The sequence below is a fragment of the Pseudomonas sp. NPDC087346 genome (genome assembly GCF_044744235.1).
Classification (GTDB): Bacteria; Pseudomonadota; Gammaproteobacteria; order Pseudomonadales; family Pseudomonadaceae; genus Aquipseudomonas.
The window spans coordinates 90,377-110,813 of sequence record NZ_JBIUXX010000005.1; the positions used below are offsets into that span (position 1 = coordinate 90,377).

17 protein-coding genes and 2 pseudogenes are annotated in these 20,437 nt (G+C 60.6%); 8 read left to right on the plus strand and 11 right to left on the minus strand.

Going from position 1 to position 20,437, the window contains the following annotated elements; translation table 11 throughout:
- Window positions 1-71: 71 nt before the first annotated feature.
- The gene (locus ACIOZM_RS04995) at window positions 72-965 is read left to right on the plus strand and encodes a LysR family transcriptional regulator (protein WP_401210156.1); all 894 of its coding nucleotides are present in this window, start codon (window positions 72-74) and stop codon (window positions 963-965) included.
- A gap of 253 nt (window positions 966-1,218) precedes the next feature.
- Entirely contained in the window at window positions 1,219-2,004 is a 786-nt protein-coding gene (locus tag ACIOZM_RS05000) for a DeoR/GlpR family DNA-binding transcription regulator (protein WP_401210158.1), read from the plus strand.
- 188 nt (window positions 2,005-2,192) lie between these two features.
- Here ACIOZM_RS05000 and ACIOZM_RS05005 read toward each other — a convergent pair whose 3' ends face one another.
- The 3 genes from ACIOZM_RS05005 to chrA all read right to left on the minus strand — a co-directional run bounded on the left by ACIOZM_RS05005 (window position 2,193) and on the right by chrA (window position 6,814).
- Window positions 2,193-3,476: an NAD(P)/FAD-dependent oxidoreductase gene (locus ACIOZM_RS05005; RefSeq protein ID WP_401210161.1), complete on the minus strand. Its 1,284-nt coding sequence runs from the start codon at window positions 3,474-3,476 to the stop codon at window positions 2,193-2,195.
- A 148-nt stretch (window positions 3,477-3,624) separates the two neighbouring features.
- Window positions 3,625-4,989, minus strand: coding sequence for a glutamine synthetase family protein (locus ACIOZM_RS05010; RefSeq protein ID WP_401210163.1), 1,365 nt, complete (start codon window positions 4,987-4,989; stop codon window positions 3,625-3,627).
- 484 nt (window positions 4,990-5,473) lie between these two features.
- Window positions 5,474-6,814 (minus strand): chromate efflux transporter, encoded by a 1,341-nt coding sequence (chrA, locus tag ACIOZM_RS05015; protein ID WP_401210166.1) that lies wholly within the window; start codon window positions 6,812-6,814, stop codon window positions 5,474-5,476.
- A gap of 278 nt (window positions 6,815-7,092) precedes the next feature.
- Here chrA and ACIOZM_RS05020 point away from each other — a divergent pair.
- Both ACIOZM_RS05020 and glp read left to right on the plus strand, forming a co-directional pair.
- Window positions 7,093-7,161 (plus strand): annotated as a pseudogene (locus ACIOZM_RS05020) (molybdenum cofactor biosynthesis protein); the annotation flags it as partial.
- A 23-nt stretch (window positions 7,162-7,184) separates the two neighbouring features.
- The gene (glp, locus tag ACIOZM_RS05025; RefSeq protein ID WP_401210169.1) at window positions 7,185-8,390 is read left to right on the plus strand and encodes a gephyrin-like molybdotransferase Glp; all 1,206 of its coding nucleotides are present in this window, start codon (window positions 7,185-7,187) and stop codon (window positions 8,388-8,390) included.
- 136 nt (window positions 8,391-8,526) lie between these two features.
- Here the strand turns inward: glp and ACIOZM_RS05030 are convergent, their stop codons facing one another.
- Together ACIOZM_RS05030 and ACIOZM_RS05035 are read right to left on the minus strand one after the other, a co-directional pair.
- Window positions 8,527-9,423, minus strand: a complete 897-nt coding sequence (locus ACIOZM_RS05030; protein ID WP_401210172.1) for a bestrophin family protein — start codon at window positions 9,421-9,423, stop codon at window positions 8,527-8,529.
- 132 nt (window positions 9,424-9,555) lie between these two features.
- Window positions 9,556-10,407, minus strand: coding sequence for a CAP domain-containing protein (locus tag ACIOZM_RS05035; RefSeq protein WP_401210175.1), 852 nt, complete (start codon window positions 10,405-10,407; stop codon window positions 9,556-9,558).
- 199 nt (window positions 10,408-10,606) lie between these two features.
- Here ACIOZM_RS05035 and ACIOZM_RS05040 point away from each other — a divergent pair, with 199 nt between their 5' ends.
- Window positions 10,607-11,227, plus strand: coding sequence for a cell wall hydrolase (locus ACIOZM_RS05040; RefSeq protein WP_401210177.1), 621 nt, complete (start codon window positions 10,607-10,609; stop codon window positions 11,225-11,227).
- Here ACIOZM_RS05040 and ACIOZM_RS05045 read toward each other — a convergent pair.
- Entirely contained in the window at window positions 11,224-12,111 is an 888-nt protein-coding gene (locus ACIOZM_RS05045; RefSeq protein ID WP_401210179.1) for a LysR family transcriptional regulator, read from the minus strand. The two genes, ACIOZM_RS05040 and ACIOZM_RS05045, sit on opposite strands and share 4 nt — an antisense overlap.
- A gap of 103 nt (window positions 12,112-12,214) precedes the next feature.
- Between ACIOZM_RS05045 and ACIOZM_RS05050 the strand changes: the two genes are divergently transcribed.
- The gene (locus ACIOZM_RS05050) at window positions 12,215-13,606 is read left to right on the plus strand and encodes an MFS transporter (RefSeq protein WP_401210181.1); all 1,392 of its coding nucleotides are present in this window, start codon (window positions 12,215-12,217) and stop codon (window positions 13,604-13,606) included.
- A gap of 95 nt (window positions 13,607-13,701) precedes the next feature.
- On the opposite strand, the pseudogene ACIOZM_RS05055 reads toward ACIOZM_RS05050, so the two are convergent.
- The 5 genes and pseudogenes from ACIOZM_RS05055 to ACIOZM_RS05075 all read right to left on the minus strand — a co-directional run.
- A pseudogene (locus ACIOZM_RS05055) lies at window positions 13,702-14,178 on the minus strand (ATP-binding protein); the annotation flags it as partial.
- Between the two features lie 128 nt (window positions 14,179-14,306).
- Window positions 14,307-15,713: a heavy metal sensor histidine kinase gene (locus ACIOZM_RS05060; protein ID WP_401210184.1), complete on the minus strand. Its 1,407-nt coding sequence runs from the start codon at window positions 15,711-15,713 to the stop codon at window positions 14,307-14,309.
- Window positions 15,710-16,381: a heavy metal response regulator transcription factor gene (locus tag ACIOZM_RS05065; protein ID WP_401210187.1), complete on the minus strand. Its 672-nt coding sequence runs from the start codon at window positions 16,379-16,381 to the stop codon at window positions 15,710-15,712. Before ACIOZM_RS05065 ends, ACIOZM_RS05060 begins: the two co-directional genes overlap by 4 nt.
- A 12-nt stretch (window positions 16,382-16,393) precedes the next feature.
- On the minus strand, window positions 16,394-16,651 hold the full coding sequence (locus tag ACIOZM_RS05070) for a DUF2790 domain-containing protein (protein ID WP_401210190.1): 258 nt from the start codon (window positions 16,649-16,651) through the stop codon (window positions 16,394-16,396).
- 253 nt (window positions 16,652-16,904) lie between these two features.
- A complete protein-coding gene (locus ACIOZM_RS05075) occupies window positions 16,905-17,618 on the minus strand; it encodes a murein L,D-transpeptidase catalytic domain family protein (RefSeq protein ID WP_401210193.1) in 714 nt (237 codons plus the stop codon).
- 150 nt (window positions 17,619-17,768) lie between these two features.
- On the opposite strand from ACIOZM_RS05075, the gene ACIOZM_RS05080 reads away from it, so the two are divergent.
- Both ACIOZM_RS05080 and glsB read left to right on the plus strand, forming a co-directional pair.
- Entirely contained in the window at window positions 17,769-19,376 is a 1,608-nt protein-coding gene (locus tag ACIOZM_RS05080) for a murein L,D-transpeptidase (RefSeq protein ID WP_401210196.1), read from the plus strand.
- Between the two features lie 120 nt (window positions 19,377-19,496).
- Complete coding sequence (gene glsB / locus ACIOZM_RS05085; RefSeq protein WP_401210199.1) at window positions 19,497-20,405, plus strand: glutaminase B; 909 nt, start codon at window positions 19,497-19,499, stop codon at window positions 20,403-20,405.
- Window positions 20,406-20,437 lie beyond the last annotated feature (32 nt).

Below are 20,437 nucleotides of genomic sequence, written 5' to 3' on the forward strand. Positions count from 1 at the left end.
GGTTGAATGTGAGCAGGATCAATCCTTGACCGGTATATTGGAAATGAATGTCTGATATGTCTGGTATAGCCATGAATAATTTGAGACGCATCGATATCAACTTGCTGTTGACCCTAGACGTGTTACTCGCGGAGCACAACGTAACCCGCGCCGCAGAGCGGTTGAGCCTGTCGCAGCCGTCGGTGAGCGTGCATCTGGCGAAGTTGCGCGACATCTTTGGGGATCCGCTGTTGTTGCCCGGTCCACGCGGGATGCGTCCGACGGCACGCGCTGATGAATTGCGTGAGCCGTTACGTGAGGCACTCGAAGCTTTGGAGAGGGCGGTGGCTCCGGCCAGTCCGTTTGATCCGGCGCTGGCGACCCACACCTGGAAAGTCGCGGCAACCGACTACGGCGAATCGACCATTCTCCTGCCGGCACTCAGAGATTTGCGGATGCAAGCGCCGGGTACACGTCTGGCGGTACTCGATCTGATGCCCGCGCAACTGGTGAAACAGGCCGAGCAGGGCGTGTTCGATCTGGCGTTGCACATCACCGAAGAGGCGCCGCTGGAACTGCATCAGCGGATTCTGTTTACCGAACGCTATGTGTTGGTCGGTCGTCATGGGCATCCGCGATTGCAAAAAAAACCGACCCGCGAGCAATTCTGCGCACTGGAACATGTGCTGGTGTCGCGTGAGGGCGGGGGCTTTTTCGGGGTGACCGACAAGGTGTTGGCCGAGGTCGGGTTGTCGCGGAAAGTGGTGCTGTCGGTGCCGCACTTTTTGATGGTGATGTCGGTACTGGCCAGCACCGATCTGGTGGCGATGCTGCCGTCACGCCTGGTGCGTGACAATCCGGCACTGCAAGTGGTCGAGGCGCCGTTGCCGGTGCCGGGCTACGAAATGGCGATGTTCTGGGGCGAACGTTCGCATCGCGATCCGGCGCACAAATGGCTGCGAGAGCACCTCGCGGCGTCAGTCTGACGGCTCAGGCGTGGCCCAGGGCAATCGCAAACGACACTACGATCAGACACGCAAACGCGAAATTGATATTCATCAGCTTTTCATCCTGAGCCTTTTTTGAAGTGGTGCCATTGTGAACAGGCCCAAGGCAAAGAAAAAATTCGGCTTGTTGATTTCGATGATCGAAACAATTGATACCAGCGCGTTTGTGTTTGCCTGAGGCTTTGGCTAATCTCGCACAAACCTGCAACTACAAGCACAAACAGGCATAACCATGCACGACCACTCCGTCACCGAACTGCCGTCCCTGCGCCGGCAGAAAATCCTGTTGATCCTCGAACGCGACGGCAAGGTCATGGCTTCCGAGTTGAGCCAGCACTTCGCGGTGTCCGAAGACACCATCCGCCGCGACCTTGCCGAACTGGATAACGCGGGCCTGGTGCAGCGCGTACACGGCGGGGCGTTGCCGCGACCCAAGGACACCGGGAAGGATTACTTCACGCGGCTGGACGAGACCGATGAAGTGAAGATTCGCCTGGCGCAGTTGGCGGCGCAGAAAGTCGAGGATGGACAGATTGTGCTGTTCGATTCCGGCTCGACGACGTTGCAGATCGCCCGGGCATTGCGTGCTGATGTGAGCATTACGGCGGTCACGGCGTCGCCGATGATCGCGATTGCCTTGTCGGAATTCAAAGAGGTGAAAGTGATTCTGGCAGGTGGGCAGTTGAATCCGCGCACGATGTCGGCGGGTGGGCATGAAACGCTGCGGATGCTGACGGGAATCAGGGCGGATCTGGCGTTTACCGGGGTCTGCGCGATTCATCCGGAGGTGGGCATTACCTCACTGTATTTTGATGAGGTGCCAGTGAAGCAGGCGATGCTCGATGGCGCGGCGCGGGTTATTGCGGTGACCACGGCGGACAAGCTTGGTGCGGTTGAGCCGTTTGTGGTGGCGGGGTGTGAGCGGTTGCATACGCTGATTACCGAGCGGCATCTGGCGTCGGGGAGTGTCGAGGATTATCGACGGTTGGGGATTGAGGTTGAGCAACTGCCGGACTGAAGTTGTGTGCTGCGGCTGATGGCCTCTTCGCTGGCAAGCCAGCTCCCACAGTGTCTGTGGTGTACACAAAATATAAGTACACCGCAAACCTGTGGCAAGCGAGCTCCCACAGTGTTCGTGGCGTACACAAAATATAAGTACACCGCAAACCTGTGGGAGCTGGCTTGCCAGCGATTAGGCCAGACCCGTCAGCGCAACTTTTCAAGCATCTGGTAGTACCACATCCCCGCAGCCAACAAAGGATTGCCCAGCAAATCGCCCATCGGCACACGAATGTGCTGGCACGCGGCAAACGTATCGAACTGTTCAAGTTGCCCGGTGATCGCCCGGCTCATGATTTCACCCATGATGTGCGTGGTGGCGATGCCGTGCCCCGAGTAGCCCTGGCAATACCAGACGTTGTCCGAGAGCTTGCCCAGTTGCGGAATGCGGTTGATGACGATGCCCATCGCGCAGCTCCACTGGTAGTCGATGGCCACGCCTTTGAGCGCCGGGAAAGTCTGTTCGATGCACGGTCGCAATTCAGCCGCGATATCCCGTGAATCCTTGCCGCTGTAGTTGGCGCCGCCACCAAACAGCAAGCGACCATCGGCAGTGAGACGGTAGTAGTCGAGGACGAAACGGCAGTCGTATACCGCGAGGTCTTCAGGGTTGATCTGCCGCGCCAGATCACCGAGCGGCGCGGTGGTGACGATGCCGCCCATGGCCGGGAAGATCTTGCCCTTGAGTTTGCCCGGTTCAAGCTTGTGATAGACGTCGCCGGCTAGCATCACCTGATTGGCGTCGATCTGGCCGTGGGCGGTGCGCACACCGGGGGTATCGCCGTGAATAATCTCCAGCACCTCACTGTTTTCGAAGATCAGCGCCCCGAGACTTTCGGCCGCACGCGCCTCGCCGATGCACAGGTTGAGCGGGTGCAGATGCATGTTGCGCGTATTTTTGACCGCGCCGTGATAGAGATCGCTTTGCAACAGATCGCGCACCTGGCTGCGGTCGAGCAGGCTGACTTCATCGCCCAGTCCACGGCGCACGGCTTCTTCGTAATCGTCGCGCAAACCGACCATGTGACTCGGCTTATAGGCCGCGTGCAGGTGACCGTGTTTGAGGTCGCACTGGATGCCATATTTCTCGACGCGCTGCTTGATGATTTCATGCCCGCGCCAGCGCAGGTGCCAGATGAAGTCATCGACCTCATCGCCGAGTTTCGGGCGCATCTGTTTACGCATCGCGCCGTCGCCGGAGAGGCTGCCGGTGACTTGTCCGCCGTTGCGCCCGGTGGCGCCCCAGCCGATTTTGTGGCTTTCGACGATGGCCACTTTCAGGCCTTTTTCGGCGAGTTCCACAGCCGTGGCGACGCCGGTGAAACCGCCGCCGATGATCACCACGTCAACCTTGTGCCGACCTTGCAGCGTCGGGTAGTCGGTGTCCTGATTGAGGGTGGCGGTGTAGTAGGAATTGCAGCGTTCGGTCATGTCAGCGTCCACACGAAATTCGAATTCGGTATGCGGTCCCCTGTAGGAGTGAGCCTGCTCGCGATGAGGACATGTCAGTCACATCATTGGTGAATGACACAGCGCTATCGCGAGCAGGCTCACTCCCACAGGGATTAGTGGCGATTCATCAGGCTTCGGTCAGGTACCAACGCCAATCCTGCTCGCCCACTTCAGCCATGAACTGCCGGTATTCGGCACGTTTCACCGCCAGATACACCCCGAGAAATTCCTGCCCTAACGCATCGCGTGCCCACGCTGAATTCTCCAGTGCGGTGAGTGATGTCAGCCAGTCAGTCGGCAGCAATTCCTTGGCCTGCGCATAACCATTGCCTTGCACCGGTTCGCCCGGGTCGATGTTTTCACTGATGCCGCGATGGATGCCGGCGAGGATCGCCGCTGCCGCCAGATATGGATTGGCATCGGCGCCGCAGATTCGGTGTTCGATGTGTCGGGTATTGGCCGGGCCGCCCGGTACGCGCAGGCTGACGGTGCGGTTGTCGACGCCCCAGGTTGGCGCCAGCGGTGCGTAGCTGTTGGCTTGAAAGCGGCGATAGGAGTTGGCGTTCGGGCAGAACAGCAGCAGCGAATCGAGCAAGGACGCAAGCATGCCGCCGATGGCCGTGCGCAGCAACGGAGTGCCAGCCGGGTCTTCGGACGCGAACAGATTGCGCCCCTCGGCGTCGGCGAGGCTGACGTGCATGTGCATGCCGGTGCCCGCCAGATCATCGAACGGTTTGGCCATGAATGTCGCTTGCATGCCGTGCTTGTGCGCCACGGCTTTGACCAGCCGTTTGTAGCGCACCGCTTGATCCATCGCCTCCAGCGCATCACCGTGTTCGAGGGTGATTTCCACCTGACCCGGCGCGTACTCGGAGATCGCCGTGCGCGCCGGAATACCGTGCAGTTTACAGGCGCTGTAAAGGTCGGCGAGGAACGGTTCGATCTGCTCCAGCTCACGCAAACCGTAGACTTGTGTGTGTCGCGGTCGGCCACCGTCGGCATCGAGTGCCGGTTGCGGGCGACCGTTGTGATCGCGCTTGGCGTCGAGCAGATAGAACTCCAGTTCACACGCCATCACCGGGTAGTAACCCTCGGCTTTCAAGCGATCAACGATTTTGATCAGCAGGTGGCGCGGGTCGGCAATACTAGCCGGCATCCCTTCAGTCGGGTGCATGCTGACTTGCACCGCAGCGGTCGGAATCTGCCGCCATGGCAGGCGCACCAGACTGCCTTCCAGCGGGTAGGCGCGGCAGTCGATATCGCCGACGTCCCAGACCAGACCAGAGTTTTCGACGTCTTCACCCTGTACGGTCAGACCGAGGATGGTGCTCGGCAATGGGCGACCGCTTTCGTACACCGCCAGCAGTTCTTCGCGGTGCAACAGCTTGCCGCGTGGCACGCCGTTGGCGTCGAGGATGAACAACTCGATCATGTCGATATCGGGGTTCTGTTCAAGGAACAGGCGTGCGTCTTCAATGGCTGCGAATTTCATGACAATCACTCAGGGGTGCGCCGCACAGGCGCGCAGATTCGGGCCGGACGCAGCACAGCAAAAGGCGCAGGCGTCTTGGCAGGGATATCAAGAAGTAAGGAGTTTTCGCTGATGCCGACAGTCAGGACCTAAAGACGGGACTGCTGCGCAGTCCAACGGGGATAAATCCCCTCGCCACAGGTCAGTGTTGGCATCAGTGACTAGCAGATATCCGGCGGGCGTGCGGAGTGACGCAGTTTTGAACGGAGCAGGGCCATGGGGAGATTGACGATACGATTCATACGCCGCCCCTGTGAGAGAGGGCGCGCAGAGTAGAGACGTTCAACGATTTTCGTTGTTGTGGGGACGTGCTCATGACGCGTGTTTCCGTTGGCGGAAAACGTCGGTGGCGGGAGAGTCCCGCCGACCGGTGTGGCTGGATAGTAAGGGGGAAGCCCCGGATAAGTAAATGACTGATTCCGGGGTATGCGAGGTAGCCACTGGTTCAGCGCAGCAGATAAAAGCCCAGCCCGGCGAGTGCGCAAACGATCAACACAGTGATCACACCGCGCTTGAAAACAAACAGCGCAAGGGCCGCCGCCACCGCCAAAACGATGGAAAAAACGTCCGGCCGGGCAGCAAATCCGTTCGGCCAGAACACGTGATAACCGAAGAAACAGGCAAGGTTGAGGATCACCCCGACCACCGCTGCGGTGATCGCGGTCAACGGGGCGGTGAACTTCAGTTCGTTGTGGGTCGACTCCACCAATGGCCCGCCGGCAAGGATGAACAGAAACGAGGGCAGGAAGGTGAACCACGTCACCAGCGTCGCAGCCAGTGCTCCGGCGGCGAACGCGTGCTCCGGGCCGAACACCGGTTGCACATAAGCGCCGACGAATCCGACAAATGCGACCACCATGATCAGCGGCCCCGGCGTGGTTTCGCCGAGGGCGAGACCGTCGATCATTTGCGTCGGTGTCAGCCATCCGTAGTGCCCGACCGCGCCCTGATAAACGTAGGGCAACACGGCATAGGCGCCGCCAAATGTGAGCAATGCCGCTTTGGTGAAGAACCAGGCCATCTGCGTTAACGTGCCGTCCCAACCGAACAGCGCAGTCAGCAACGCCATCGGCAAGCACCACAGAACAGCGCCGGTCAACGCCAGCCGCAGCAGCTTTGGCAGACTGAATCGCGCATGCGCTGGGGGTGGCGTGTCATCGTCGATCAGCGCCGGGCCGTAGGTTTTTCCAGCACTGCGATGTCCGCCATTGTTGAAGCGCTCGGGCGCCAGGCGTCCGCCGAAGTAACCGATCAACGCGGCGCCAAGCACGATCAGCGGAAACGGCACATTGAAAGCAAAAATCGCCGCAAACGAAGCCCCGGCAATCGCCCACAGCCAACCGTTCTTCAACGCTCGCGAGCCAATACGATGGGCTGCGTGCAGCACAATCGCGGTGACCGCCGGTTTGATCCCGTAAAAGATGCCGGCCACCACCGGCACGTCACCGAACGCGATGTACACCCACGACAGTGCGATCAGGATGAACAGCGACGGCAGCACAAACAGCGCACCTGCCAGCACGCCGCCCCAAGTGCGATGCAGCAACCAACCGATGTAGGTCGCCAGTTGCTGCGCCTCGGGGCCGGGCAGCAGCATGCAGTAGTTGAGCGCGTGCAGAAAACGTCGCTCGGAAATCCAGCGCCGACGCTCCACCAGTTCCTGATGCATGATCGCGATCTGCCCGGCTGGGCCGCCGAACCCGATGCAGCCAAGCTTGAGCCAGAAGCGCCAGGCCTGGCGCAGGCTGACCGATTCGGGGCGGGGTGAGTCCGGCGTTTTGCTCAAGTGCAGCTCCTGAACACATTCTTGTTGGAGGCGCTATCTAAGCAGGCTTTTGTTACCAAGTGCCAGTTAGATTGAGTGTCGCAAAACCTCAAGGCTGACAGTGCTTTTGTGGCGATTGATGATGTTGATTGAGTATTGATTTTTTGCCGACGAGACGAGCATGAAAGCTACCGATAGAGCCCGTCGATAATGTGGTAGGTCAGAGTGATTAGACAGTACTGATAGATGGCACTTAGGCTCCCGCGCCAATTGGACCGATAACTGCCGGAGATTCCCCCATGAGCGCAAAAGCGGAAGCCCTGTTTGTCCCGCTGAACATTGCCGTGCTGACCGTCAGCGATACTCGCGATTACGCTTGCGGGCCGCGCGGATGAGTCGGGAGCCGTTGATGTCGGTCGAGGATGCCCTCGATCAACTGCTGGCGATGGCCAATGAACAACGTTTGCCGGACAGCGAAACCGTGCCGCTCGATGAGGCTTGCGGGCGGGTGCTGGCGAGTGATCTGGTGGCGACCCTTGATCTGCCGCCGTGGCCGAACAGCGCCATGGATGGCTACGCCTTGAACCTTGCTGATCTGCATCGCCAGCCGTTGAAGGTGTCGCAAAAAGTCTACGCCGGCCTCGCGCCGGATGCGTTGTTGCCCGGGACCTGTGCGCGGATCTTTACCGGCGCGCCTTTACCGCCCGGCGCCAATTGCGTGGAGATGCAGGAAAATGTCGAAGTGCTGGAGGGCGGCCAGATACGATTTCTGCAACCGCTGAAAGTCGGGCAGAACATCCGGGCGCAGGGCCAGGAGAATCGCGTCGGCGATATTCTGCTGCGCGCTGGCAAACGCCTCGGCCCGTTCGAACTCGGGGTGGTGGCGGGGCAGGGTCAAGCGCATGTGCACGTCGTTCGGCGCCCGCGAGTCGCGCTGCTGTCGACCGGTGACGAGTTGGTCGAACCGGGTCAGCCGTTGCGTCCGGGCAGCATCTACAACAGCAACCGCGTGCTGCTCAGCCACTGGTTGCGCGAGCTGGGTTGTGAGGTGATTGATGCTGGAATTCTGCCGGATCGTCCGGCGCAGACCCGCCTCAAGCTTGAGCAGTTGCAAGTGGCCACGGATCTGATTCTGACCTCGGGCGGGGTATCTGCCGGCGATGCCGATTGCCTTGGGCAGGTGCTGCGTGACAATGGCAAACCGTTGTTCTGGAAGCTTGCGATCAAACCCGGCAAGCCGCTGGCGGTGGGGTATTTTGGAACGGTGCCGGTGATTGGTTTGCCAGGTAATCCGACTTCGGCGCTGGTGACTTTCGGTTTGCTGGCGCGGCCTTATCTGCTGCGGATTCAGGGGGTCGAAGAGGTCACGCCGTTGGGGTTTACGGTGAATGCCGGATTTGACTGGTTGAAATCCGGTAATCGTCGTGAGTATCTGCGTGCGCGTCTGGAGGCGGGCAGGGCGGTGCTTTATCCGAATCAGAGTTCGGGCGTGTTACTCGGTGCGAGCTGGTCGGATGGGTTGGTGGAGATTCCTGAGAACAGCACTCACAACGTCGGTGATCCGCTGCGGTTCATCCCGTTCAGCGAATTGTTCTGAAGCCAAGAGCAAAACCTGTGGGAGTGAGCCTGCTCGCGATTACGGTGGCACATTCAATACCTCTGGTGACTGGTCGATCGCTATCGCGAGCAGGCTTACTCCTACAGGGGTTTTGTGGGGGTTGCGGGAGTGGTGTTCAGCTCAGGACGTAGTCAACGGGCTTGAGTGGCGGTGGCAGTTCGGCGCCGAGTTCCGAGAGGATGTCGCGCTCGATGGTGCGTACCAGCGAGTCGGTCGCCAGATCATTTTCATCACGGCCAAACGGGTCTTCCAGTTCGTCGGCAATCGCATCCAGACCAAAAAACGTATAGCTGACAATCGCCGTGAACAATGGCGTCAGCCAGCCCAGCGGTTCGGCCATGGCGAACGGCAGCAGGATGCAGAACAGGTAAATCGTGCGGTGCAGCAGCAAGGTGTAGGGGAAGGGCAGTGGCGTGGTTTTGATCCGCTCACAGACTGCTTGCGCCTGGGTCAGGCTGGTCAGGTGATTGGCCAGCAGCATGTAGCGCCACTCAGTCAGTGCGCCGGACTGATGCAGATCGGAACATTGCTGACCGACTTGCTGCAGAATCCGCCCGCTGAAGTCCGGCACCTGCGCGTCGTGTTTCGGGGTGATCCACGCGCCGCTCGCCGCCGCTTCACTCTCATTGCGCAACCGCGCATTCAGCGCATGGGCGAACCCACAGAGGTTGAGCAGCAGTGGCCGACGTTCGCTGGACTCGCGAATGATCTGCGTCTCGCGGATCACCGAACGCACATGCACGATCACATCGCCCCAGGCCTTGCGCGCTTCGTACCAGCGGTCATAGCAGGCGTTGTTGCGAAAGCTCATGAAGATCGACAGCGACAAACCGAGCAAGGTGAACGGCGTCGCGTTGACCTTGGTGAAGTTGCTCGGATGGAGGATTTCCACCAGCACGATGGCCGACGCCAGCAGCGTCACCATCAACGTGCGCAGGGCAATACGTTTGGCAATCGAACCCTTGAGGGTAAAGAGGATGGCGAACTGGTTGACCTTGGGTCTGATGATCATGTTGTGCGATCCCGTTTACGCATGGAAGTGACGGCTCGGCCGCAGATTATGAGCAACGTTGAGGGGCGTCCAATCACTATTGATTAACGGGTGATTGACGGGATCGATGATGATTTTTTGTCTGCTCCTGGATTACTGACCACCGAACATCGCAGTCCAGTAGATCCCCGCATCGCTTTTCGGATCGGTCGCATAGGCGGCGCCGAGTTCGCGGTATTGCGGGTTCATCAGGTTGGCGCAATGGCCGGGGCTGGCGAGCCAGCCGTCGACGACCTTGCGCACGCTGTCCTGGCCGGCGGCGATGTTTTCGCCGGTTTGCTGACCGCTGTAACCGGCCAGTTCTGCGCGGTCGCCGGGAGTACGGCCGTCAGGATCTTTGTGGTCGAAGTAGTTCTTGTTGGCCATGTCGCGACTGTGATCCTGCGCAACCGTCCCCAGCGTTGCATTCCACGCCAACGGTGCCGCAGCGGCGAACGCCTGACCACCGCATTGACGCGCCTGACTGCGGGCGACGTTCAACTGCTCCAGCAGCTTTTGCCCTTCACCCTGCGCGTCGCCGAGTTTGGCTGACAGCAGTGGTCGCGCCAGCACAATCCGCCAGTCACGATCAGCGCGGCTGACACCGACATCGACAAACTGCGGATCGAGCACCACCTGACAGAAACTCTCCTGAATCGCCGTCATCGCCGATGCCGCATCACGCGGCCCGTTAAGGGTGATCGCCTGCACCTTGTTCATCGGATAACTGGCGCGAACCATGGCCTGTTGCAGATCGACAGCGCCGCTGGCTGGCAGAATCAATCGCGGATCGCTCGACAGCGGCGGCAGCTCACTGGAGGCCTGACTGCCACAACGCTGCGGTTCGCTGCGGTATTTATTGATCGACTCGACCAGTTGCGATTCATCGGTCGCCAGCGCCGAGGCGGCAAATGCCAGGCCAGCGGACAACGCAGCAAAACGCAAAACGGATGGCATGAAGCGCATGGAAATCTCCCTTGAGCTGAGTGCGCCCATGATGCGCGAAAGGCCCCCGGTGAGTGCAATGTCTTTTTCTTCATTGAGGGTGATTTGTTGCGGAACGTTGCGTCCGGGTTTGCCGTCTACACTCTCCGAAGACCCCGCAAACCGGGGGTCTCCCCCACGAAACACCTTGCCCCAAGCGGGCGCTGCCGGAAGCACTGACATGGGATTGAAATGGTTGTCTGGCTGTTTCGCATTAACCCTGATGGCTGGCGTGGTCATGGCCACCGATCAGGCCCCGGTCAAGGAGAAGGCTGAAGCCAAGGCCCAGGTGCTGGAGGAAAAAGCCGCCGACAAAGTCAGCGCTGCGCCAGCACCGAAGTCCGAGGCGATTACCCCCACCGAAGTGCAAGCCGTGGACCCGGCCGGCACCGCGCCGCTGGATGATCCGATCACCTGTCTGGCACGCAGTATCTACTGGGAAGCCAAGGGCAAAGACACTCCGGAAATGGAAGCTGTGGCCAACGTGGTGATGAATCGCCTGGGCCATGAGGGCTTCCCGGGCACCGTATGCGAAGTGGTCAAGCAGGGTTCGGAGACCAAGAACTGCCAGTTTTCCTGGTGGTGCGATGGCAAACCGGATCAGGTCAAGGAAGACGCCGAATACACGCTCGCCAAGGAAATCGCCGGCAAGGCGCTGAACCGGCAACTCCCGGATCGCACCCATGGCGCCTTGTATTTCCACGACCGCAACGTGCATCCGAGCTGGGCCAGACAGTACAAGAAGACCGCCGAAACCAAGAAGTTTCTGTTCTACAAACCGGCCGATGGTGACGCGCGTTAGGCGCAGACTTCCCGTACGCAATTGCGTAGCCAGCGATGGGCCGGATCGGCGTCCATGCGTGGATGCCAGAGCATGGAGACGCTGATGTCCGGCATCGTGAAGGGCAGGGCAAAGCTGTGCAGGCCCATCCGCAGTTTGCTGGTGTGCCGCTCCGGGACGGTAGCGATCAGGTCTGATTCTCGAACCAGCGTCAGCGCCGCAGAAAATCCGCCGAACGAGGTGACGATGTCTCGCGTCAGCCCCGAGGCGAGCAACGCTTCGTCTACCGGGCCGCTGCTGCGCCCGCGTCGAGATATCAGAATGTGCTGGCCCGAGGCAAAGCGTTTGGCGCTGAGCTTGCCCGAACTCAACGCATGTCCCTCGCGCACCACCCCGATCCACTGATCCTGAAAGAGGATTCGGCTGTGCAGCGTCGGGTCGGTGCTGTCGTCGACCACGCCCGTCTCCAGATCCACCCGGCCTTCGCGCAGCAGCGTGCTGTCCTTGTCGGCTTTCTGCACAAAACGCAGACGCACGCCGGGGGCCTCTTCAGCGATGCGAGCGAGCAGGGCGCCGGCAAAGGTTTCGACGAATCCGTCGGTGTTGCGCAAAGTGAATGTGCGTTGCAACTGGCTTGGGTCGAGCACCTCGGCGGGACGTAAAACTGCCTCGGCTTCCTGCACCAACAGACTGACTCGCTCACTCAATTGCAGCGCACGCGGCGTCGGCACCAGGCCGCGACCGGCGCGCACCAGCAACGGATCACCGGTGGTTTCGCGCAGACGGGCCAACGCGCGACTCATGGCCGATGGGCTCAGCCCCAGGCATTTGGCGGCGCGGGCGACGCTGCCTTCACGCAACAGCACGTCGAGGGTGAGCAGCAAGTTCAGATCCGGCGTGGTCATGATATGGCGTTCCATGCAGGTATTGAGTGCAAAGCATGCGTCTTGCGCCTTGTATTGTCGAGGCTCAGGCTATGGCGCATGACCTTTGCCATGAGAGCGCCCCATGCCCCGACAACCCCTGAGCACCACAGCCCGCTGGGCGCTGACCAGTCTGGCGCTGTCGATGCTGATGCCATCGCTGGACACCAGCATCGCCAACGCCGGATTGCCGACACTGGCGACGGCGTTCGATGCGACGTTTCAACAGGTGCAGTGGATCGTCCTCGCTTACCTGCTGGCGATTACGACGTTGATTGTCAGCGTCGGGCGTTTGGGGGACGGGTTTGGTCGGCGGCGATTGCTGTTGATCGGCATCGGCATTTTTACCGCAGCCTCGCTGTGCTGCGCGCTGGCGCCGGGACTGGGCTGGTTGATCGGCGCGCGGGCGGTGCAAGGCCTTGGGGCGGCGATCATGTTCGCGTTGACGCTGGCGCTGGTGACCGATGCGGTGCCCAAAGAGCGAGCGGGCAGTGCGATGGGATTGCTGGCAACCATGTCGGCAACCGGCACCACCCTCGGGCCTTCGCTGGGCGGCGTGTTGATGGCGCATGTCGGCTGGCAGTCGATATTTTTGCTCAACGTGCCATTGGGTTTGCTTAATGCCTGGCTGGTGTATCGCTATCTGCCGGCAGACCGCACGGCAGGGTCGCGCATCACGTTTGATTACCTTGGCACCGGGGTGTTGGTGATGACGCTGGCGGCCTACGCGCTGGCGATGACCCTTGAAGGTTTCACATTGGCATTGCTGCTGGTCAGCCTGTGCGGCGCGGGATTGTTCATCGTGGTCGAGATGAAGGCCAAGGCGCCGCTGATTCGAATGTCACTGTTCGCTGATCTGCGTCTGAGCAGCAGTCTGGCGCTGACGTTTCTGGTGACCACCGTGATGATGACCACGCTGGTGGTCGGGCCGTTTTACCTGAGTCGAGGGCTGGGGCTACCCAGTGCGATGGTTGGCTTGGTGTTGTCGGTCGGACCGTTGTTGGCTGCGTTTGGTGGTGTACCGGCGGGACGGCTGGTGGATCGCTTTGGCGCACGGCGGGTGGTGCCGGGCGCATTGCTCGGGATGGTCTGCGGTTGCGTTTTGCTGGCGCTGTTGCCGATGAGTTTCGGACTGCCCGCGTATTTGCTGCCGCTCAGCGTCATTGCCGCCAGCTATGCGCTGTTCCAGGCGGCGAATAACACCGGGCTGATGACCGGCGTCAGTCAGGGTCAGCGTGGCGTGGTCTCGGCACTGCTCGGGCTGGCGCGCAATCTGGGTTTGATCACCGGCGCGGCGGCGATGGGCGCGGTGTTTGCCTTCGCCACTGGCAATCCCGTCGAGGCGCCTGCCACGGTCATTGGTAGCGGATTGCACATCACCTTCGGCGTCGCCAGCGCAGTGATGGTCATGGCCCTGATCATCAGCCGAACGCAGACCAAATCCCGGGTCGAGCTGATACACCACGATCTACCGTAGGAGCTGCGGCACGCTGCGATCTTTTGATCCTGTTTTTATAAAACCAAAGTCAAAAGATCGCAGCGTGCCGCAGCTCCTACAGGGGTTTTTGTGGGTCAGTTGGGGTTTTGGCGGGCGGGGAAGTAGAGTTCGAAGCAGGTGATGCCATCCGCGCTGCTGGCGCTGTAGCGGCCATGGTGCAGTTGCATGATGGTCGCGACGATGGACAGGCCCAGACCGTTGGATTGTGCCGAGCGCTCGCGAGACGGATCGACGCGATAGAAACGCTCGAACAGCCGCGCCAGATGTTCAGCCGGGATGGTCGCGCCGTGGTTGCGTACCCGTAGATAGCTGCCATCAGGCTCGGCAATCGCTTCAACCTGCATCGTCGAATCCGCCGCGCCGTACTTGATCGCGTTGGCGCACAGATTGGCCAGGGCCCGCCGCAGCAACATCGGCTCAGCCCAGATCACCCCGCTGCCACGCGCTTCGATGTGTACGCCGACATCCGCCGCCAAACCTTCAAAATAATCGGCGATGCGTTGCATCTCATCGGCGGCATCCAGCTCCGGGTCGAGCCTGCTCGCGAACACCTCACGTAACTGATACACCACGATCTACTGTAGGAGCTGCGGCACGCTGCGATCTTTTGACTTTGTTTTTTAAAGGCAAGATCAAAAGATCGCAGCGTGCCGCAGCTCCTACAGGGGTTTTGTGTGGGTCAGTCGGGGTTTTGGCGGACGGGGAAGTAGAGTTCGAAGCAGGTGATGCCGTCCGTGCTGCTGGCGCTGTAGCGGCCATGGTGCAGTTGCATGATGGTCGCGACGATGGACAGGCCCAGACCGTTGGATTGTGCCGAGCGCTCGCGAGACGGATCGACGCGATAGAAACGCTCGAACAGTCGCGCCAGATGTTCAGCCGGGATGGTCGCGCCATGGTTGCGCACTCGCAGATAGCTGCCATCGGGTTCGGAAATCGCCTCAACCTGAATCGTCGAATCCGCCGCGCCGTACTTGATCGCGTTGGCACACAGGTTGGCCAGGGCCCGCCGCAGCAACATCGGCTCAGCCCAGATCACCCCGCTGCCACGCGCTTCAATGTGTACGCCGACATCCGCCGCCAGACCTTCAAAATAATCGGCGATGCGTTGCATCTCATCGGCGGCATCCAGCTCCTGACGTTGGCTCATGGCGCTCGCCGGATCGGTACGGGCGAGGAACAACATGTTGTCGAGCATCCGCGTCAGCCGTTCCAGCTCTTCGACATTGGAGGCGAGCAATTGCTGATAGGCCTCGCTGCTGCGTTGCTGTTGCAGCGCGACCTGGGTTTCGCCCAGCAGATTATTGATCGGCGTGCGCAGTTCATGCGCCATGTCGGTCGACACCTGGCTCAACTGCGCGAAGCCCTTGCCGAGTCGATCAAGCATCGCATTGAAGGCATCGATCATCGGCACCAGCTCGCGAGGCGCGCCTTGGCTGTCGAGGCGTTCGTCGAGATTACCGACGCCGATCCCGTGCGCATGCCGGGCCAGTCGGCGCAACGGCAGCAGGCCGCGATACACCAGCAGACAACCGATCAACGCCAGCACGATGGCTGCCAATGTCGCCAAGCCATAAACGCTGAGGCGATAGGTGGCGAGCATCGCTGTGCGCTCGCTCATCAGCCGCCCGGTGAGCACTTGCAGGTTGCCCAATTCCCCGGAATCGATGCTCGCCACAACCGCCGAAAACGGCACGCCGTTGACGCTGGGCAAATGCTGCACATCTTTCAGCGACATCGGTTGGTCGATGGGCACGGCAGGCAAAGTCGGCATGCTCAGATTGCCGGGGTTGACCACCAACAATGGCGGTTGCCCTGGCGCACCAATGCTCAGCAGCGCTTCGCGATTGCCGAGCATGTTCTGGAACAGCGCCGGTTTGTTCTTGATCAGCTCAAGGGTGTTGCTGTCGTTGAGGAACGTACGCAACTGATCGACGCGGCTGACCAGCGAAATGTCGTCGCGCCGAATCAGTTGTTCTTCCAGCTCGCCATACAGCGCCGCGCCGAGGCCGGCCAGCGATGCGAAGGCGAGCAGGGCGAACACCAACGCCAGGCGCAAGGTCAGGGAATAAGTGCGAGCTGTCTTCATGGTTGAGTGTCGAAGCGGTAGCCGATGCCGCGCACGCTGTGGATCAGCTTGAGCTGGAACGGGTCATCGATTTTCGCCCGCAAGCGCCGCACGGCGACATCGACGACGTTGGTGTCACTGTCGAAATTCATGTCCCACACCCGCGAGGCAATCAGCGAGCGCGACAGCACCTGGCCGGTGTGAGTGGCGAACAATTGCAACAGCGCGAACTCTTTATTGGTCAGGGTGATCCGCGTTCCGGCGCGGGTCACGCGGCGCTTGAGCACGTCGATTTGCAGGTCGGCCACTTGCAGTTGTTCTTCTTCATGAATCGGCCCGCGCCGGGTCAGGGTGCGCAGGCGCGCCACCAGTTCGGCGAAGGAAAACGGTTTGATCAGATAGTCGTCGGCACCCAGTTCCAGGCCTTTGACGCGGTCGGCGATGTCGTCGCGGGCGGTGAGGAACAGCACCGGCGTGTCGGCTTCCTTGCGCAGCCGGCGCAGCACTTCCCAGCCGTCCATTTGCGGCATCATCACGTCGAGCACGATCACATCGAAACTGTGCTCCAGCGCCAGGTGCAGACCGTCGGCACCGTTGCGCGCCAGGCTCACGCTGTAACCCAGTTCCTGCAAGCCATTGAGCAGGTAATTGCCAGCCTTGGGTTCGTCTTCGACTACCAGAATATTCATGCGCGATCAGTCTCAATGGTCATTGGTGCAGCCGCTGCCCTGCACGTCATAGTTCAGCACATGCTCGCGGCCCTGGTGATCGAGGTAGTTGAGTTTCGCCGGAATCACCCCGCAGGCCTGGGAAATATCGGTGCTGGACAGGACTTTGTCGATATCCAGATGGACGAAGAAACCGGTTTTGTCCTGAATTACGCTGGTGTCGGGCATGGTCGAGGCAAACACGGAACCGCTGGCGAGGAGGGCGGTGAAGGCGAGGATCAGGGTTTTCATGATGGGTCACTCAGTGTGGAAGTTGATCGGCATTGGCGCCGGGACAATTTCAGGCTACCGAGCGATCCGCTCGGCAAACCGACAACTGAATGACAAAGTTGTAATGAAAGAGCTGGGGGGAATTTATCGGGTTGAACTCGATCACTGTGGGAGCTGGCTTGCCAGCGATGGCGGTGGTTCAGGCAACATCAGTGCTGGACGTGCCGGCCTCATCGCTGGCAAGCCAGCTCCCACAGGGTTTTGCGTGTTCTGGTCAGCTACCGTGGGTGTTGAGGATGCTCGCGACTTGCTGCGGATGGCAGTTGAGGTACGGCGAGGTCTTCAGCCAGCGCTGATCCGGATACCAGGAAAACATGTACTGGCCGTCCTTGAGTTTATCGATCACCTGTTTCGCAATTTGCGGACGAACCGCCGGGCAGCCCTGACTGCGACCGATGCGACCCTGACGTTTGCTCCACAGCGGATTCACGTAATCGGCGGCGTGGATCACGATGTCACGGTCGCGGGCCTGATCATTGAAACCCGGCTCCAGGCCGTCCATGCGCAACGAGTAGCCGTGGGTGCCTTCGTAACTTTCCTGGGTGCGGAACAGCCCGAGGCTCGACTGATAACTGCCCATGCGGTTGGAGAACTGGGTGGCGAAGTTTTCCCCGGAATTGGAGCCATGAGCGACCAGATCGCGCAGCACCAGTTTTTTCCGGGTCAGATCGAAAATCCACAAGCGGCGCGCCGTGGACGGTTGCGAATAATCGATGATCGCCAGGTGACGGGACTGCTTCGCGCCGTTGTTGATCGCGCATTGCATGGCGTTCAATGCACCTTTCAGCGCTTGGGGATTGAGTTCCGGCGCGGCGTGGGCGAGGCTGTTGTAGAGAACCGGCGATGGTTTGCCGGCGGCAAAAACTGGACTGCACACCACGACAAGGGCTGCGGTGCTCAGAAAAAGTCGGCGCAAAAACGTCAACATTTAGAGAATTTCCTCACGAATGACTCATTTGTTACTTTTTCTCCTGACTCCCAGTCATACCGGCGGGACCGCAGAAACGAAACTGACTGTGCACCGCGCCTGATGTAAGGTTGACCGTCATCAAGACGGCCATGGATTGGAGTAAAGCAGTTGTTCAAAAAGTACGCATGCTACTTGAGCATTTGTCTGATCGCTGCGCCGTTTGTCGCTTGCGCCGAAGAGCCCTTGCCGCCGCTCGAAACGCTGCCTGCGCCAGTGCCGGTCGAGCCGCAAAGTCCGTTGCAGGCCGTATTGATCGGCTTGCCGCAGGCCTGTCCGGCGATTGCCGCCAATCTTGGTGCGGCGGCGTTGCAACAGTTGCAAGCGTTCTATCAGCAGCAGGACTGGCTGCCGGTGTGGGCGGTCGAGTCCGCACGTTTGCCGGCCTTGCATGCGCAATTGCAGTTGTTGGCCGACGATGGCCTCAATCCCAAGCGCTATCCAGTGGCAATGAATGCGCCGCAGGACGGCGAGTTGTGTGCCGATATCGAGATCAGCCGTTACTACCTGCAAGCGCTGCAGGATCTGCATTACGGTCGTCTGCTGCAATCGCATTTCGAGCCGTTGTGGCATGCCGATGAAACCCCGCGTGACCGTCAGGCCGAATTGCTCGCCATCGCGGTGCCGGGCATGCATGACATCCCGGCGGCGTTCGATCAGGCGCGGCCGCGTCTGGCGCAATATCAGAATCTGCGGCACCTCTACGCCAAACAACGCGAACAGGCCTTGCCGCGCTGGCAATCGGTCGGCAACGGGCCGCTGCTGCGCCCGGCGATGGAAGACAAGCGCGTGCCGGAACTGGCGCAGCGTTTGTACAACGAAGGTTATCTGGCGCACATCGTCGGCACTCCTGACAATGCGTATGAAGGTGTGCTGGTCGAAGCGGTGAAAAGCTTTCAGGCCAACCATTCGTTGCAGGCCGACGGGGTGGTCGGGCCGGGGACGATTGCCGAGCTGAATATCAGTCCGCTGACCCGTCGCGAACAACTGCGGGTCAACCTCGAACGCTTCCGTTGGCTGGCTCAGGACATGGAGCCCAATGGTTTGCTGGTCAACGTCGCCGCCGCTGAACTGACCCTGTATCAGGGCGGCGTACCGGTGTGGCAAACCCGCACCCAGGTCGGCCGCGCCGAGCGTCAGACTCCGCTGCTCAAATCCCGCGTGACACGCCTGACCCTGAACCCGACCTGGACCGTGCCGCCGACTATCTGGAAAGAAGACAAGCTGCCGGCGATTCGCAAGGATCAGACCTTCCTCAGCCGGCAGAATCTGCAAGTGCTCGATGCCAACGGGCATCCGCTTGCTGCGGCGGATATCGACTGGGATAACCCTGGCAACATCCTCCTGCGTCAGGACGCCGGGCCACGTAATCCGTTGGGGCAAATGGTCATCCGCTTCCCCAATCCGTTCTCGGTGTACCTGCACGACACGCCGAGCAAGGCGCTGTTCGACAAGGGCCCGCGTGCCTTCAGTTCGGGTTGTGTGCGGGTCGAGCATCCGATGAAACTGCGTGATCTGCTGCTGACGCCGGCGGAAGTCGCGCGCACCGACACCTTGCTCGCCACCGGCACTACTCACGAATTCCGCCTCGCCGCTCCGGTGCCGATCCTGATGACGTACTGGACGGCGCAGGTCGACAGCGCCGGGCGCGTGCAGTACGCGCCGGACATCTACAGCCGTGACGTGGCATTGCTCGCGGGGCTGGATCGGGCGCATTGAGCGTTGGCGGTTTCGCAGCCTTAGGCAGTTCCAGCAGTGAGCGGTGTGATTCGGCATTGATCCGCAGCGTCTAGCCCCAGTGTCCCCGCGATCCCATGGGGCGAGACTTCGGAACCCGGCATGCAAGCGCTGTTGAACGAGATCCTTGAAGCTGTCCGGCCATTGATCGGGCAGGGCAAGGTGGCTGACTACATTCCCGCCCTCGGCACCGTGCCGGCCAATCAGTTGGGCATCGCCGTGTACGGTAACGACGGCGAGATGTACTGCGCCGGTGACGCCGAGACGCCGTTCTCGGTGCAGAGTATTTCCAAGGTGTTCAGCCTGGTGCAGGCCATCGATCATTCCGGCGAAGCGATCTGGGAACGCCTCGGCCATGAGCCGTCCGGCCAGCCATTCAATTCGCTGGTGCAACTGGAATTCGAACGCGGGCGCCCGCGCAATCCGTTCATCAATGCCGGTGCGCTGGTGATCTGCGACATCAATCAATCGCGCTTCGCCGCACCGACGCTGTCGATGCGTGATTTTGTCCGGCGTCTGTCGGGTAATCCGCAGGTGATGATCGACGGGAAGGTAGCTGATTCCGAGTACCAGCACCGCGCACGCAACGCGGCGATGGCTTATCTGATGCAGTCTTTCGGCAACTTTCACAATGACGTTGAAGCGGTGTTGCGCAGCTATTTCAGCCACTGCGCGATGCGCATGAGTTGCATCGACCTGGCCCGGGCGTTCTGCTTTCTGGCCAATGACGGTTTCTGTAAACACAGCAGTGAACAGATCCTCAGCCGCCGCCAGACCCAGCAGGTGAACTCGATCATGGCCACCAGCGGGCTGTATGACGAGGCGGGTAACTTTGCTTATCGCGTCGGGCTGCCGGGCAAGAGTGGCGTTGGTGGCGGGATCGTCGCGGTGGTGCCGGGGCAGTTCACGGTGTGCGTGTGGTCGCCGGAGCTGAATGCGGCGGGTAATTCGCTGGCGGGGATGGCGGCGCTGGAAATGCTCAGCTCGCGGATTGGCTGGTCGGTGTTCTGATCAGGGCGCTGTAATTCCTGTGGGAGCTAGCC

Excerpts from the sequence above, each read along its gene's own strand:
- ACIOZM_RS05070 (WP_401210190.1), bottom strand. The coding sequence starts at position 16,651 with ATGAAAACCCTGATCCTCGCCTTCACCGCCCTCCTCGCCAGCGGTTCC.
- ACIOZM_RS05050 (WP_401210181.1), top strand. The coding sequence starts at position 12,215 with ATGCCCCGACAACCCCTGAGCACCACAGCCCGCTGGGCGCTGACCAGT.
- glsB (WP_401210199.1), top strand. The coding sequence starts at position 19,497 with ATGCAAGCGCTGTTGAACGAGATCCTTGAAGCTGTCCGGCCATTGATC.
- glp (WP_401210169.1), top strand. The coding sequence starts at position 7,185 with ATGAGTCGGGAGCCGTTGATGTCGGTCGAGGATGCCCTCGATCAACTG.
- ACIOZM_RS05060 (WP_401210184.1), bottom strand. The coding sequence starts at position 15,713 with ATGAAGACAGCTCGCACTTATTCCCTGACCTTGCGCCTGGCGTTGGTG.
- ACIOZM_RS05045 (WP_401210179.1), bottom strand. The coding sequence starts at position 12,111 with ATGACCACGCCGGATCTGAACTTGCTGCTCACCCTCGACGTGCTGTTG.
- ACIOZM_RS05005 (WP_401210161.1), bottom strand. The coding sequence starts at position 3,476 with ATGACCGAACGCTGCAATTCCTACTACACCGCCACCCTCAATCAGGAC.
- ACIOZM_RS05040 (WP_401210177.1), top strand. The coding sequence starts at position 10,607 with ATGGGATTGAAATGGTTGTCTGGCTGTTTCGCATTAACCCTGATGGCT.
- ACIOZM_RS05010 (WP_401210163.1), bottom strand. The coding sequence starts at position 4,989 with ATGAAATTCGCAGCCATTGAAGACGCACGCCTGTTCCTTGAACAGAAC.
- ACIOZM_RS05030 (WP_401210172.1), bottom strand. The coding sequence starts at position 9,423 with ATGATCATCAGACCCAAGGTCAACCAGTTCGCCATCCTCTTTACCCTC.
- ACIOZM_RS05075 (WP_401210193.1), bottom strand. The coding sequence starts at position 17,618 with ATGTTGACGTTTTTGCGCCGACTTTTTCTGAGCACCGCAGCCCTTGTC.
- ACIOZM_RS05035 (WP_401210175.1), bottom strand. The coding sequence starts at position 10,407 with ATGCGCTTCATGCCATCCGTTTTGCGTTTTGCTGCGTTGTCCGCTGGC.
- ACIOZM_RS04995 (WP_401210156.1), top strand. The coding sequence starts at position 72 with ATGAATAATTTGAGACGCATCGATATCAACTTGCTGTTGACCCTAGAC.
- ACIOZM_RS05065 (WP_401210187.1), bottom strand. The coding sequence starts at position 16,381 with ATGAATATTCTGGTAGTCGAAGACGAACCCAAGGCTGGCAATTACCTG.
- ACIOZM_RS05000 (WP_401210158.1), top strand. The coding sequence starts at position 1,219 with ATGCACGACCACTCCGTCACCGAACTGCCGTCCCTGCGCCGGCAGAAA.